The sequence below is a fragment of the Stenotrophomonas sp. ZAC14D1_NAIMI4_1 genome, assembly GCF_003086775.1.
Taxonomy (GTDB): domain Bacteria; phylum Pseudomonadota; class Gammaproteobacteria; order Xanthomonadales; family Xanthomonadaceae; genus Stenotrophomonas.
Genome location: NZ_CP026001.1, coordinates 4069135 through 4082683, shown reverse-complemented (window position 1 = coordinate 4082683; position 13549 = coordinate 4069135). Strand labels below are relative to the sequence as shown.

At 68.5% G+C, this 13549-nt stretch carries 13 protein-coding genes; 9 read left to right on the top strand and 4 right to left on the bottom strand.

Annotated features, from left to right (window positions below):
• The first annotated feature begins 55 nt into the window (after nucleotides 1-55).
• Entirely contained in the window at nucleotides 56-508 is a 453-nt protein-coding gene (locus C1927_RS18625; RefSeq protein WP_079223597.1) for a PA2169 family four-helix-bundle protein, read from the top strand.
• 82 nt (nucleotides 509-590) lie between these two features.
• Here C1927_RS18625 and C1927_RS18620 read toward each other — a convergent pair whose 3' ends face one another.
• Nucleotides 591-908: a KGG domain-containing protein gene (locus C1927_RS18620; RefSeq protein ID WP_108747446.1), complete on the bottom strand. Its 318-nt coding sequence runs from the start codon at nucleotides 906-908 to the stop codon at nucleotides 591-593.
• A gap of 233 nt (nucleotides 909-1141) precedes the next feature.
• Here C1927_RS18620 and C1927_RS18615 point away from each other — a divergent pair, with 233 nt between their 5' ends.
• Together C1927_RS18615 and C1927_RS21845 are read left to right on the top strand one after the other, a co-directional pair.
• Complete coding sequence (locus tag C1927_RS18615) at nucleotides 1142-2035, top strand: NAD(P)-dependent oxidoreductase (protein WP_108747445.1); 894 nt, start codon at nucleotides 1142-1144, stop codon at nucleotides 2033-2035.
• Nucleotides 2036-2241: 206 nt separating this feature from the next.
• Nucleotides 2242-4776, top strand: coding sequence for a methyl-accepting chemotaxis protein (locus C1927_RS21845; RefSeq protein ID WP_108747444.1), 2535 nt, complete (start codon nucleotides 2242-2244; stop codon nucleotides 4774-4776).
• Nucleotides 4777-4844: 68 nt separating this feature from the next.
• Here C1927_RS21845 and C1927_RS18605 read toward each other — a convergent pair whose 3' ends face one another.
• Nucleotides 4845-5231, bottom strand: a complete 387-nt coding sequence (locus C1927_RS18605) for a DUF2628 domain-containing protein (RefSeq protein WP_108747443.1) — start codon at nucleotides 5229-5231, stop codon at nucleotides 4845-4847.
• 211 nt (nucleotides 5232-5442) lie between these two features.
• Between C1927_RS18605 and C1927_RS21550 the strand changes: the two genes are divergently transcribed.
• The 6 genes from C1927_RS21550 to hemC all read left to right on the top strand — a co-directional run bounded on the left by C1927_RS21550 (nucleotide 5443) and on the right by hemC (nucleotide 11928).
• On the top strand, nucleotides 5443-5607 hold the full coding sequence (locus C1927_RS21550) for a hypothetical protein (RefSeq protein ID WP_174208702.1): 165 nt from the start codon (nucleotides 5443-5445) through the stop codon (nucleotides 5605-5607).
• A gap of 436 nt (nucleotides 5608-6043) precedes the next feature.
• Nucleotides 6044-7972, top strand: coding sequence for a glucans biosynthesis glucosyltransferase MdoH (mdoH, locus tag C1927_RS18600; RefSeq protein WP_108747442.1), 1929 nt, complete (start codon nucleotides 6044-6046; stop codon nucleotides 7970-7972).
• Between the two features lie 50 nt (nucleotides 7973-8022).
• Complete coding sequence (locus C1927_RS18595) at nucleotides 8023-8682, top strand: alpha/beta hydrolase (RefSeq protein ID WP_108747441.1); 660 nt, start codon at nucleotides 8023-8025, stop codon at nucleotides 8680-8682.
• A gap of 3 nt (nucleotides 8683-8685) precedes the next feature.
• Complete coding sequence (locus C1927_RS18590) at nucleotides 8686-9729, top strand: sensor histidine kinase (RefSeq protein ID WP_174208701.1); 1044 nt, start codon at nucleotides 8686-8688, stop codon at nucleotides 9727-9729.
• 4 nt (nucleotides 9730-9733) lie between these two features.
• Complete coding sequence (locus C1927_RS18585; RefSeq protein ID WP_174208700.1) at nucleotides 9734-10468, top strand: LytTR family DNA-binding domain-containing protein; 735 nt, start codon at nucleotides 9734-9736, stop codon at nucleotides 10466-10468.
• A gap of 548 nt (nucleotides 10469-11016) precedes the next feature.
• Nucleotides 11017-11928 carry a hydroxymethylbilane synthase gene (hemC, locus tag C1927_RS18580; RefSeq protein ID WP_108747439.1) on the top strand — a complete coding sequence of 304 codons (912 nt, stop codon included), beginning with the start codon at nucleotides 11017-11019 and terminating at the stop codon, nucleotides 11926-11928.
• Between the two features lie 97 nt (nucleotides 11929-12025).
• Here hemC and C1927_RS18575 read toward each other — a convergent pair whose 3' ends face one another.
• Entirely contained in the window at nucleotides 12026-12802 is a 777-nt protein-coding gene (locus tag C1927_RS18575; protein WP_079223582.1) for a DUF481 domain-containing protein, read from the bottom strand.
• 107 nt (nucleotides 12803-12909) lie between these two features.
• Nucleotides 12910-13509, bottom strand: coding sequence for a hypothetical protein (locus tag C1927_RS18570; protein WP_108747438.1), 600 nt, complete (start codon nucleotides 13507-13509; stop codon nucleotides 12910-12912).
• Nucleotides 13510-13549: the final 40 nt, after the last annotated feature.

The following is a 13549-nucleotide window of genomic DNA, read 5'->3' as shown; positions in this document are numbered from 1 at the left end:
AGGCAACGGACACACCGCTGCCCTCATCCCGCAGACCCGATCAAGGAGAAACACCATGAGCACCCAGTCCACCATCGAACACCGCCTCAACGACCTGATCGAGATCGCCCGCGACGGCAAGTCGTTCTATGAAGAAGCCGCCACCAAGGTGAAGGATACCGAGCTGTCCGCACTGTTCGTGCGCATCGCCGGTGTCAAGGCGCGCATCGTGTCCTCGCTCAGCAGCGCCGTCGTCGCCACCGGTGGCAAGCCGGCCGAGCACGGCACCATGGTGGGTTCCATGCAGCAGTTCTACGGCAAGGTGCGTGCCGCCTTCGGCGATACCAACTACGGCTACGTGGCCGAGCTGGAAGAATCCGAAGACCGCCTGCTGGGCGCGTTCAAGGACGTGCTGAACGACAACGACCTGCCGCCGGCCGTGCGCCAGGAAGTGACCGCGTGGCTGCCGGAAGTGCAGGACTGCCACCGCGTGATGCGCGACCGCAAGCATGCGATGAAGGCGGCCTGATCTCCAGCTTCGGCTGAATGATCGCTGCAGTGCAGGGCCCCGCCATTGGCGGGGCCCTGTCGTTATTGGCCCAGACGCAGGGTCAGCCCTGTTGCGGGTAGGGCGACGCTGGTGCGGCAGGTGCCTGCGGTTCGTCCTGCATCTGTTGTTGCTGCTGGCGCTGCGCATTGGCATGCCGTGCATGCCCGCCCTCGCGGCCGATCGCCGCCATGTGCTGGCGGTTGCGGCTGATCGCCTCGCCGCCCTTGCGGCCGGCGACGCGTGCCTCGGCGGAACTGAATTCATGCGCGTTGCCCGATGCGTGGGCCGCGCGGCCGCCCTTGGCGGCGATGGCGCGTTGCTTGTCTTCATCCATCGACGCGAAGCCGCGATTCTGTGAGCCGTGGGGTGCATTGGCCATGCTGTGTCTCCTGTTCCGAAGGGACGCCGCCAGCTTCGACGACCGCTTCCATCCTGCACAGGCGGGGCTAATGGCAGGTGCATATCCCCACCGCTGCTTTCACGCCGGCCATGCATGCGCTTGACGCCCCGCTACCAGGCCGCGCACGTGAACAGGCTGTTGCCGAGCCTTCGCCCGCGCCTAGAATCGGGTCATCCCGGTAGCTCCCGGGCGTTGTCGAGTGAATGGATTCAATGAAGATCCTGTTGACCGGAAGTTCCGGGCGGATCGGGCGCGCGATCTTCGGCGCGCTGGCTGCCGAGCACGACGTGGTGGGGTTGGACCGCAGCCCGTTCAACACCACCCGCATCATTGCCGACATCACCCACCGCCAGGCGCTGGAGCGCGCCGTGCGGGGCGTGGATGCGGTGATCCATACCGCGGCCCTGCACGCACCGCATGTCGGCCTGGTGCCTGATGAGGTGTTCCAGCAGATCAACGTGGACGCCACCGCGCAGCTGCTGCAGCTGGCCCGGCAGGCGGGGGTGCGCCGCTTCGTGCTGACCAGCACAACGGCGCTGTACGGCCACGCCGTGGTGGCCGGTGGCTGCCGCTGGATCGATGAAACCACCGACCCGCTGCCGCGCACCATCTACCATCGCACCAAGCTGCAGGCCGAAGCGCTGGCCGAGCGCGCGGCAGGGCCGGGGTTTGACGTGCGCGTGCTGCGCATGGCGCGCTGCTTCCCCGAGTCGCCTGAACGCATGGCGATGTTCCGCCTGCATCGCGGCATCGATGCGCGCGACGTGGCCAGCGCGCATGCGGCACTGCTGGTGGACGAGGGCGGGGCCTTCCAGCGCTACATCGCCTGTGCGGCCACGCCGTTCCAGCGCAGCGACTGCCTGCAGCTGGCCGCCAACCCGCGCCAGGTGCTGGCCCGGCGGGTGCCGCAGCTGCTGGCCGAATTCGAGCGCCGCGGCTGGCCGCTGCCGCTGAGCATTGATCGCGTCTACGACAGCAGCCGCCTGCGCCAGGCGCTGGGCTGGCAGCCGCGCTTCGGCCCGGAGGGCGTGCTGCAGCAGTACGCGGCGGGCAGCATCGAAGTGCTGCCGCGCACGCAATGGGTGGGCGACCGCGTGGTGGAATAGCGCCGAGCGCGCTCGACGCTACGTGAGTCCATTCAGATTCCCGCAGGCGGTTTTCCTCAACCCGCCCCGTCTGCGGCCGCTAACCCGGTGCGTGCCTTGCCACCGTGGGTTCCGATCCGCAGCCGGCAGGCGGCCGCGCGAGGGATCGCGCATCTGCGCGGTACCGTCGTGGTGCCGGTTGTCCTGAACTGCCTGCGGATCCATCCATGCCTTCTTCCCGCTCTGCCGCTGCCCGTCGCCCGGGCAGCATCGCCCACAAGCTGATGCTGGGCACTGCTTCGATCGCGCTGCTCTGCTTCGGCGTGACCGCCTTCCTCATCTACCGCCAGGCCAGTGCCAGCCTGGTCAATGCCTCGCGCCAGACCATGGGCAGCGAAGCGATTGCCGAGGCGCGCAAGGTCTCGGCCGATCTGGGCACGGCCTTCGCCAGCAACGATGCGATGGTGGAAACCGTGCTGGCCCAGCGGGCCCGCGGCGATGCCCCCGACCGTGCCGCGCTGGCCGCGGTCATCGGCGAACAGCTGCACGCGCACCCGGAATGGGTAGGCAAGAGCACCATGTGGGAGGCCAATGCCTTCGATGGCAAGGATGCGGACTTCGTCGACAGCGAAGCGCACGATGCCACCGGGCGTTTCATGAGCTACTGGGCCTGGGAGAACGGCAAGACCCAGCAGTCGCCGATGACCGCCTACACCGATCTGCCCGACGGCTCGGGTGACTGGTACATGGGGCCGAGCCGGGACAAGCTGCCCAAGGTCAGCGAACCGTATGCCTACGCCATCGGTGGCCAGCAGGTGCTGATGAGCACGCTGAGCACGCCGATCGTGGAGAACGGCACCTTCCTGGGTGTGTTCACCGTCGATTTCTCGCTGGCGGCGCTGCAGAAGCACCTGGCCACGCTGACCCCGATGGGGGCCGGCCGGGTCGAACTGCTTTCGCCCAAGGGCGTGGTGCTGGCAGCGGCCAATGCTGCCGAGATCGGCAAGCCGCGCACCGATGCGGCCACCCAGCAGATGCTGGCGCAGATTGCCGAGGGCAAGACGTTCGAGGCGTTCGAGCCGGATGCCGAAGGCAACGTGCGCCTGTACGTGCCGATGCAGGTGGGCGATGCCCCGCAGCACTTCGCACTGGGCGTGGTGGTGCCGCACGCGGTGATCGTGGCCGAAGCCCGGCAGCTGCTGTGGCTGACCCTGCTGGTCGGCGTGATCGCCGCGCTCACCCTCAGTGCCGGCGTCTACGTGCTGCTGCGCCGCTTGGCCATCCGCCCGCTGGCGCAGGCCGTGCGCATCGCCGGTGACGTGGCGGCCGGCAAGCTGGACACCGCACTGCCGCCGCGCAGCAACGATGAAGTGGGCCGCCTGCTGGAAGCGATGCAGGGCATGCGCGGCACGCTGCAGGCGGTGATGGCGGCGCAGGCGGACATGGCGCAGCGCCATGACGAGGGCCAGATCAGCTATCGCATGGATGCCAGCGCCTTCCCGGGCGAATACGGCCGCATGGTGGCCGACAGCAACCAGCTGGTGGCATCCAGCAACGCGGTCACCCAGCGCCTGGTGGACGTGATGCAGCGCTACGCGGTGGGTGACCTCAGCGTGGACATGGACGCCCTGCCGGGCGAGAAGGCGGTGTTCACCGCCGCCATGGCCACCACCAAGGCCAACCTGGGGGCGATCAACGAACAGATCCAGCAGCTGGCGGCCGCCGCGGCTGCCGGTGATTTCGCCGTGCGTGGCGATACCCAGCGCTTCGAGCACGACTTCCGCCGCATGGTGGAAACGCTCAACACCATGATGCAGGTGAGCGACCACAACCTGGCCGCGCTCTCCACGCTGCTGCGCGCGATTGCCGCCGGCGACCTGAGCACGCGCATGCAGGGTGATTTCCACGGTGTGTTCGCGGTGATGCGCGACGATGCCAACAGCACGGTGCAGCAGCTGACCCAGATCGTCGGCCAGATCCAGCAGTCGGCGGCGAGCATCCGCCTGGCGGCCGGCGAGATCGCCTCGGGCAACAGCGATCTGTCGCGCCGCACCGAACAGCAGGCGGCCAACCTGGAAGAGACCGCCGCATCGATGGAGGAACTGACCTCCACCGTGCGCCAGAATGCCGAGCACGCGCAGCAGGCCAACAGCCTGGCGGCATCGGCGGCCGGCGTGGCCAGCGAAGGCGGGCAGGTGGTCGGCCAGGTGGTGCAGACCATGGAGCAGATCGAGAACTCTTCGCAGCGCATTGCCGAGATCATTTCGGTGATCGACGGCATCGCATTCCAGACCAACATCCTGGCACTGAACGCGGCGGTGGAAGCGGCGCGAGCCGGCGAGCAGGGCCGCGGTTTCGCCGTGGTGGCCAGTGAAGTGCGCGCGCTGGCGCAGCGCTCTGCCGGCGCGGCCAAGGAGATCAAGGGGCTGATCGACGCCTCGGTGGCGCAGGTCGGCGCAGGCGCGCAGCTGGTGCACGGTGCCGGCCGCACGATGCAGGAGATCGTCGGCCAGGTGGGCCGGGTGAACGACATCATGGCCGAGATTTCGGCCGCCTCGCGCGAGCAGTCGGCGGGCATCGAGCAGGTCAACCAGACCGTGGTGCAGATGGACGAAACCACCCAGCAGAACGCGGCGCTGGTGGAAGAGGCGACGGCCGCCGCACGGGCGATGGAAGACCAGGCCGAGCAGCTGGCGGTGGCGGTTTCGCGCTTCCGCCTGCAGGCCGATGCGCCGGCGGCGGCGAAGCTGCGCGCGGCCTGACGGCGCAGACGACGACGCCCGGCCGGAGCCGGGCGTCGTTGATGCAGATCCGCACCGCTGGCCGTGCGTCAGATGAAGCCGTCGAACGGGTTCCAGCTGGCACGGCCCTTTACCTGCTCCAGGTAGTAGCCGTAGTTGGTGCAGTGGGCCAGCAGCGCGCAGAACCCACCGATCAGCCCTTGGACCAGGATGGTCGGCAGCACGAAGGCCAGTGCGAACAGGCCGATGAAGATGGCGATCACCACCAGCGCCTTGCGCCACATGCCCAGGGTCAGCAGGTAGATCCAGCTGAAGAACAGGGCAAGGAAATTGATGTTGATCGTCAGGCGCTCGCCGACGGGCAGCGCTTTCCAGGCCGGCGCGAAGCGCGGATCCTTCGGCGAGCCGTGTTGCTGGTAGAAGTTGAAGCGGAACTGCCACTTCGCGCTGAAGCGGGAAAGATCGATGGCATTCATGGGAACGTCCGTGTAAGAAAACGTTTTCATGATAAATGCGTCGCATTCAGCCAGCCAGTCCGGGCCGCAAGAAATGTGACGCTGAACCAGTCAGGGCCTTGCGTCCGGGCGTCGCACCGTCACCCACCCTTCTTGTTTTTAGGATAGGGTGCGCAGTTCCGCTGTCGCTTGGGCCTTGGCCTGCGGTCGGCGGGATGTCCACGGAGGTTGCATGACCACACCTGTTACACCGGAAAACGCACCCGGCCCGGTGCTTCTGCCGACACCCGAAGTGGTGCAGGCACAACAACTGCTCGCCCGCCAGCAACTGGCGGTGGCGATGGACCGCGCGCGCACGGCGGCCAGCCGCGATCCGGCTGCGCCCGAGACGATCTAGCCCTGGCGGGTGCCAACGCTGGTTGGCACCCTTCTGCGCAGAACGAGCATCGGCCAACCCAGGTTGGCGTCTCGCGGCGCATCTGCGACCGAATTCCCTGATTGGGAATCGTTATCATTTTGCTCGATCCAGTTTCCGTCGCGGCTGGGTGTGCGTGGCATGCTCGAGCCCGCCATCGCCCGCTGTTTGCTGAATGGGGGAAATCCCCGGCGTAAACCTTCGCGCTCACCTTACATTTGCCCTCTTATGCTGGGCCGCATTTTCGATTCCGCCCCGTTGGAGATCGTGTGGGTTCCGGTAGTGACAGACATCGACTGCGCGGCGTGACGCCGTCGCAGGCAGGACAAGTGCGGGCGCCGGGAATGCGCGCGGGGAACCCTGGTGCATGCCGCCTGGCCAGGACGGCCAGTTGCGCTGCCTGGGCGGAGTAGACGCGATGGAAGCTCAAACCACCTCCCACGCCGGCCCGGGCAACCCCGAGCTGGACGCCGGCTGGGCGCTGTTGCCGCCCGAAGCTCCCCTGCAGATGCCCGAGCAGACCCTGCGCGAGGGCAAGCTCAAGGTTCGACGCCACCGCACCTCGCCGCGCATGATCAAGCTGCGCCGCCTGTACCTCTTCGGTGGTACTGCGGCAATGACCGCCGTGGCCACGCGGATGATGTGGCGGGTCCTGTCCACCGACGGCATCAGTGTGCTCGAGGCCTGCCTGCTGGTGCTGTTCGTCGGCCTGTTCGCCTGGATCGCGCTGTCCTTCGCCAGTGCCGTGGCCGGTTTCCTCACCGCCGTGTTCGACCGCGGCTACCGCCTGGGCATCGACCCGGACAAGCCGTTGCCGATCGTGCACAGCCGCACCGCGCTGCTGATGCCCACCTACAACGAAGACCCGCGACGGCTGCTGGCCGGCCTGCGCGCGATCTACGAATCGGTGGCCGCCACCGGGCAGCTGGAACGCTTCGATTTCTTCGTGCTCAGCGACACCCGCCGCGAGGACATCGCCCGCGCCGAAGAGCTGGTCTTCAACGAGCTGCGCGAGCTGGTGCCTGATGGCCGGGTGCGCCTGTTCTACCGCCGCCGCAGCGATAACGGCGCGCGCAAGGCCGGCAACATCGCCGACTGGGTGCGCCGTTTTGGTGGCGCCTACCCGCAGATGCTGATCCTCGACGCCGACAGCCTGATGACCGGCGACAGCATCGTGCGCCTGGTGGCCGGCATGGAACACAACGCTGACGTCGGCCTGATCCAGACCCTGCCGTCTGTGATCGGCGGCCGCACCCTGTTTGCCCGCATGCAGCAGTTCGGTGGCCGCGTGTACGGGCCGGTCATCGCCCGCGGCGTGGCCTGGTGGCATGGCGCCGAGAGCAACTACTGGGGCCACAACGCGATCATCCGCACCCGCGCCTTCGCCGACCAGGCCGGCCTGCCGGCCCTGCCCGGGCGCAAGCCGTTCGGCGGCCACGTGCTCAGCCACGATTTCGTCGAAGCCGCGCTGATGCGCCGGGGCGGCTGGGCCGCGCACATGGTGCCCTACCTGGGCGGCAGCTACGAAGAAGGCCCGCCGACCCTGACCGACATGCTGGTGCGCGACCGCCGCTGGTGCCAGGGCAACCTGCAGCACGGCAAGGTGGTCGGCAGCCGCGGCCTGCACTGGATCAGCCGCGTACACATGCTGATCGGCATCGGCCACTACTTCACTGCGCCGATGTGGGGCATGTTGATGCTGATCGGCATCGCCATCCCGCTGTTCCAGGAAGGCATCGATTTCAATGCGCTGCTGCACCTGTCGCCCAGCGTGTACTGGCGTGCACAGGACGAGGAGCAGGTGGTGCGCCTGTTCGGCGCGACCATGGCCGTACTGCTGCTGCCCAAGGTGCTGGGCTACCTGGCCATGCTGCTGGATCCGGTGGATCGGCGCGGCTGCGGTGGCGCCTTCCGCGCCTTCGTGTCGATGCTGGTGGAAACCGTGCTGGCCGCGCTGATGGCGCCGGTGGTGATGTACGTGCAGTCGCGCGGCGTGGCCGAAGTGCTGTCTGGCCGCGATTCGGGCTGGGACGCGCAGCAGCGCGACGACGGCGGCATTTCCTGGATGGCGCTGGTCCGTGGCTATGGCGGGCTGGGCGTGTTCGGTGCCTTCATGGGTGTGCTGGCCTGGGCGGTATCGCCGTCGTTGGCCGCGTGGATGGCACCGGTGGTGATCGGCATGGTGCTGGCCATTCCCGTGGTGGCGCTGACCTCTTCGCGCGGGCCCGGTGGCTTCCTGCACCGCCTGGGGCTGCTGGACATCCCCGAGGAAAACACCCCGCCGCCCGTTCTGGTGCGTGCCGCCGAACTGCGCCGCGAAGCGGCCCAGCAGCCGCCGCTGTACTGATCGCCCCATGGCGGCGGCATAATGCGGCTCGAACTTGAAGGAGCCGCATCATGCTGCAAACGGTGGAACAGGAAACCGGCGCCTCGCCGCAATGGTCGGTGATCTGGCTGCATGGCCTGGGGGCCGATGGCCATGATTTCGCGCCGATCGTGCCCGAGCTGGTGCGCCCGCACTGGCCGGCGCTGCGCTTCGTGTTTCCACATGCACCGGTGCGGCCGATCACGATCAACAACGGCGTGCCGATGCGAGGCTGGTACGACATCGTCGGCATGGATTTCCGCTCGCGTGCCGACATGGCCGGCGTGCGCGAATCGGTGGCCCAGCTGGATGCGCTGATCGCGCGCGAGATCGAACGCGGCATCGCCGCCGACCATATCTTCCTGGCCGGCTTCTCGCAGGGCGGGGCGGTCATCCTCAGTACTGCGCTGGAACGTACCGCGCCGCTGGCGGGCCTGATCGCCCTGTCCACCTACCTGCCCGATGCAGAAGCCGCCCGCCGCGTCGACGGCGCGGTCGACGTGCCGGTGTTCATGGCCCATGGCAGTGGCGACCCGGTGATCCCGCTGGCGGTGGCCGAGCACAGCGCGCAGGTGCTGCGCACGCTGGGCCTGTCGCTGCAGTGGCAGCGCTACCCGATGGCGCACCAGGTCTGCGCCGAGGAAATCCAGGCGCTGGGCGACTGGCTGCAGGAACGGCTGGGCGTGGCCTGAGCCATGGCTGCCAGCGCCAGCGCCCCGTGGATGCCGGAACTGTGCCGCCTGCCGCGCATGCTGGCGATGCTGGGCCTGGCCGAACTGGTGGTGGTGGTGCTGGCCCTGGCGCCCGATGGCAGCCGCCACTGGACGCTGGGCGAGCTGGCCTCGGCCAGCGGTTTCGCGTTGTGGCTTGCGCTGGCGGTCAGCGCCTGCCTGTGCCTGCTGCGGCGGGCACTGTCGACCCTGCCCGAGGTGCTTGGCGCGGTGCTGGCCATCGGCTTGTCGGCGTTCATCGCGGTGGCCTGCGCCGGCGTCGTCCACGCCCTGTACGCGGTGCTGGGTGACAACTTCACCCGTGGCATCAGCTTCTGGCGTTTCACCCTGGGCAGTGCTGCAACCACCGCCCTGATCACGGCACTGGCGCTGCGCTACTTCTATGTCAGTGACCGCTGGGCCGCGCAGGTGCAGGCCAACGCACGCGCGCAGGCCGACGCCCTGCAGGCGCGCATCCGCCCGCATTTCCTGTTCAACAGCATGAACCTGATCGCCAGCCTGCTGCACCGCGACCCGGCCGTGGCCGAGCGTGCGGTGCTGGATCTGTCCGATCTGTTCCGTGCAGCGCTGGGCGCCGGCGAGGGTGATTCGACCCTGCGCGACGAATGCGAGCTGGCCGAGCGTTACCTGTCGATTGAATCGCTGCGCCTGGGCGAACGCCTGCAGGTGCGCTGGCAGCGCGAGGAACCCCTGCCGTGGGACCTGCCACTGCCGCGCCTGGTGCTGCAACCGCTGGTGGAAAACGCGGTGCTGCATGGTATTTCGCGGTTGCCCGAAGGCGGCACCATCGAACTGCTGCTGGCCTGCACGAACAATGAGCTGCAGATCACAGTTCGCAATCCGGCACCAGATCCGCAGGCCCCGGGGCTGGCCCTGGCACGCGGTGCCGGCCACGCCCAGCACAGCATCGGCCATCGGCTGGCGTGGCGCTTCGGCCGTGCCGCGCGGATGACGGCCGGCTGGAGCGAAGGCTACTATGCCTGTCAGGTGACAGTGCCGATCCAGTGAGGGAATGAGCGTGAGGGTAGTCATCGCCGATGACGAACCGCTGGCCCGCGAGCGCCTGCGCATCCTGTTGGCAGCGCAGGAGGGCATCGACGTGGTGGCCGAGGCCGGCAACGGCGAACAGGCCCTGCATGCGTGCGCGGAACTGCAGCCGGACCTGGTCCTGCTGGATATCGCCATGCCTGGCCTGGACGGCCTGGAAGCCGCGCGTCACCTGGCCAGCTTCGAACCACGGCCGGCGGTGGTGTTCTGCACCGCCTACGACGCGCACGCGCTGTCGGCGTTCGAGGCGGCAGCGATCGATTACCTGATGAAGCCGGTGCGCGCCGAACGCCTGGCGGCGGCCATTGCCCGTGCGCGCACGTTCCTGGCCGGCCGCGATGGCCAGCCCGAGCACAGCGGCGGCCAGGCCCGCAGCATGCTGTGCGCCCGCCTGCGTGGCAGCCTGCGCCTGATTCCGCTGGACGACATCCACTACCTGCAGGCCGAAGAAAAGTACGTGGTGGTGCACCACGCACGCGGCGAAGACCTGATTGAAGAATCGCTGAAGTCGCTGGAAGAGGAGTTCGCCAGCCGCTTCGTGCGGATCCACCGCAACTGCCTGGTGGCGCGCCATGAACTGGTGGAGCTGCGGCGTGGCGTGGGCGGGCAGGTGCAGGCGGTGCTGCGGCATGGCAAGCAGCCGCTGGAAGTGAGCCGCCGGTGCGTGGCGACGCTGAAGCAGGAACTGCGGCATCTGTGAGTTTCCGCGCGGCCTGCGGCCGCGACTGCTTACGAGCAACGTCTGGAGCAACAGCAACGGCGGGTTGGTTGGCTCGTTGTTTTTACGTGCTGGGTCGGGCCGGGGTGGGGTGGCGGGACACGCCGTAAACCCATCCATGGGGGCTCGATGGCGCCATCCATGGCGCCAACGGTCCCGCCACCCCACCCCGGCCCAACCCTCTCGTTTTCCCTGCGTCGGACGGCAAAGGCATTGTTGTTATCGGAGGGGGAAGAGGGGTCAGATCCCTTTTCCTGCGGAAAAGGGATCTGACCCCGGAAGCAATCGGCTTTTGATTTTTCTTTTGATCTTCCGTGGCTGGCGCGCACGGAAACTGTCAGGGGCCGGGGCGGTGGGGTCAGGCGGGGTGTCCGCGGCATGGATGCCGCGGCCAAGCCCCCATGGATGGGTTCACGGCGTCCCCGCCTGACCCCACCGCCCCGGCCAAGCACGGCTTCTGCTTTGATAGCACCAGCCACGAGGGGCTCCGCCGTTGGCCGTATCCCGCCGATAGGCGCGATAATGCCCGGATGGAAACCGTCCGCATCGCCACCCGCAAGAGCCCGCTCGCCCTCTGGCAGAGCGAACACGTCGCCGACCGCCTGCGCCAGGCCTACCCCGGCCTGCACGTGGAACTGGTGCCGATGAGCACCCGCGGCGATGAAGTGCTCGACCGCTCGCTGGCCGCCATCGGCGGCAAGGGCCTGTTCCTGAAGGAGCTGGAGCTGGCCATGCTGCGCGGCGATGCCGACTGCGCGGTGCATTCGCTGAAGGATGTGCCGATGGAACTGGATGCGCCGTTCGCGCTGCCGGCCATGCTGACCCGCCACGACCCGGCCGATGGCTTCATCTCCAACCTGTATGCCTCGCTGGATGCGCTGCCGATCGGCGCGCGCGTGGGTACGTCCTCGCTGCGTCGGCAGGCGCAGCTGCGCGCGCTGCGCCCGGACCTGCAGCTGCTGGACCTGCGCGGCAACGTCAACACGCGCCTGGCCAAGCTCGACAACGGTGGCTACGACGCCATCGTGCTGGCCGTGGCCGGGCTGGAACGGCTGGGCCTGGGCGACCGCATCGTGGCCCGCCTGCAGCCGCCGCAGTGGCTGCCGGCGCCGGCGCAGGGCGCGGTAGCGGTGGAGTGTGATGGTGGCAACGCGCGGCTGATGGAATTGTTCGCCCGCCTGGACGACGCTGATACCCGTGCCTGCGTGGAAGCGGAGCGGGCGATGAACCGCGCGCTGCATGGCAGCTGCCATGTGCCGGTGGCGGCCATCGCACAGTGGCAGGGCCAGGATCTGCACCTGCAGGGCATGGTCGGCAGTGCCAGCGATGGCCGCGCGGTGCGCGCCGAAGCCGTGGGTCCGGCCAGCGATCCGGAAACGCTGGGCCAGCAGGTGGCCAGGATGCTGCTGCACGGCGGTGCGGGCGAGCTGCTGAACGTCTGAACCGCTGTGGTAGTGCCGGCCGCTGGCCGGCAACTGGATGATGCCGGCCAGCGGCCGGCACTACCAAAAGAAGACGGGCGCCCTGGGCGCCCGTTTCTCATTTGAACTTGTAGACCACGTTCATCGTGGTCAGCGTATCGGTCCGGCGCTTGTCGTCGGCCACGTCGCTGTTGTAACGGGCCTGCCAGCCGGCCTTCAGGGCCAGGTGTTCGTTCATGCTCACCGACACGCCGAAATCGTTCTGGCCGAAGGTGTTGTACGAGCCCGATTCGACCAGCAGGTTGTTGACCAGGTCGGTGTTGCCGGTGATGGCGAACTTCAGCTCGAACTGGCCCTGGCCGATCAGGCCGGTGCGGGTGCGGTCGTCCTCGGTGCTGTGGGTGCGGCTGACACCCGGGCCCAGCAGGGCGTCGAAGGAGAGGCGCTCGGTATTGACCAGGCGGGTACCGTAGCCCAGGCCGAACGAGCTGCGGCGATCATAGGTGGCGAAGTCATCGCGCTCGGTACGCACCTTGGCGAACAGCTGGCGGTGTTCGCCCAGCTGCAGCGCGCTGCCGGCGGCGCCGGTATAGCGGTTGGCCGTGGTGTTGTCGCGACGGGAGGTGCTGCCGTCGTCGTTGGTCTCGGTCACCTTGGAGCTGGAGCGCAGGCCGAACAGGTCCATGGTGTGCACCCAGTCGCCATCGGTGTAGCGCAGGCGCAGGGCGCCGTTGAAGCTCTCGGTGCTGCTGTTGCCGCTGGCTGCGGCAAAGCCCAGTTCGCCACCGCTGCCGCTCCACGGCGAAGTCATCGCCGCCAGTTCGGAGGCATCCTGGGCATACGCCAGCGGCGCGCACAGCAGGAGGGGCACAAGCAGGGTCACGCGCAGGGACATCAAGGCTTCTCCGAAGCGGTTAACAACCCGTGATGATACTGGATGCGCCATGGCCGCCAGAACCGGTCGGAAGCAGCGCTTCAGCAGGCGTTATCGCCATCGCCCATTCAGGGGCGCTCGATGCGCAGGGCCGGGTCGTTGAAGCGCGAGTAGCGCAGGCGCAGCTGGTAGGGGCGGCCCTGGTTGCTGCCGCTGCGCACGATCTGCCGCGGCAGCCCCTGGTCGTCCACCCAGTATTCCAGCCGCTCGCCGGCCTCGCCCAGCAGGCGGTAGTGGCGGGTATCCACCCCGTCCAGCGACTGCCGGCCCAGATCCTCGGCCCGCAGCTCGGCCGCGGGCGCATCCTTGGGCAGCGGGCTGCGCCACTGCTCCATCAGGCCTGGCGGGGTCGGTACCTGCTGGATGGCGCTGCCGGCCTGCAGGAACATGGTGTCACCGATGATCGTCTGCTGGCCGGCCGGGGTCTGCACCCGGAAGCGGTCGGGCGCGACGAAGTCCATGGCGCTGCGCACCGGCTGCGCCGCGCCCTGCAGGTCCAGTTCGGCGTGGAAGCTGCGCAGGCCGGCCAGGCGCTCGCTGGCGGCCAGCACCGCGTGCGCCGGCTCGGCGGCCGGTACCGGGGCGTCGGCGGCCGCCGGAGCGGGGGCGCGATCACAGGCGGCCAGCAGCAGGCAGGCCAGCAGGGGCAGGGCAGGCAGGCGGCGCATCGGGCGCTCCATGGGGCGGGGGGCGCCCACGATAGCCCAA